Origin of the sequence: Inquilinus limosus MP06, from assembly GCF_000767795.1 — a bacterium.
Taxonomy (GTDB): domain Bacteria; phylum Pseudomonadota; class Alphaproteobacteria; order DSM-16000; family Inquilinaceae; genus Inquilinus; species Inquilinus limosus_E.
Genome location: NZ_JANX01001129.1, coordinates 1 through 623 on the forward strand (window position 1 = coordinate 1; position 623 = coordinate 623).

General features: G+C 72.2%; 1 protein-coding gene. It reads left to right on the forward strand.

The genetic code is table 11. The features are described from left to right. Window positions 1–522, forward strand: a 522-nt coding sequence (locus P409_RS35605; RefSeq protein ID WP_238578864.1) for a S1C family serine protease, incomplete at its 5' end; no start/stop codon positions are given. Window positions 523–623 lie beyond the last annotated feature (101 nt).

Below are 623 nucleotides of genomic sequence, written 5' to 3' on the forward strand. Positions count from 1 at the left end.
GTTATTGGGAGTATGTCGCTGGACGACGCGATCTTCACCGCGCCGGCCCATCCGCACTGGGGAGGCACCGCGGTGCTCGGCCCCGGCGGCGAGCTGCTGGGCATCGGCTCGCTGCAGATCCAGCACCAGGCGGAGGACGGGCGGGTGCTGCCGTTGAACATGGTGGTGCCGATCGACCTGCTGCAGCCGATCTTCGACGACCTGAGCACGCTTGGCCGCGTCGACGCGCCGCCGCGCCCCTGGCTCGGCCTGTTCGCAACCGAGGATGAGGGCCGGGTGGTGGTGGTAGGCTTCGCCGGCAACGGCCCGGCCCGGCGGGCAGGGCTGCGCGAGGGCGACGCCGTGCTGGCGGTGGATGGCGAGGCGGTGTCCGACCTGGCCGGCTTCTTCCGCGCCGTCTGGGCGCTGGGCGAGGCCGGGGTCGAGGTGCCGCTGACGCTGGACCGTGAGGGCGACGTGTTCGACGTCAGCATCCGCTCGGCCGACCGCGCCCGGTCGCTGAAGTCGGCGAAGCTGCACTGAAATCGCGACGGGAACAGGGGCGGACAAAGGCGGAGGATACCGTGACGGGGCAGGGCGATGCCGCACCGGTCCTGGCCAAGCGTGCCGGCCTCTACCGCGAG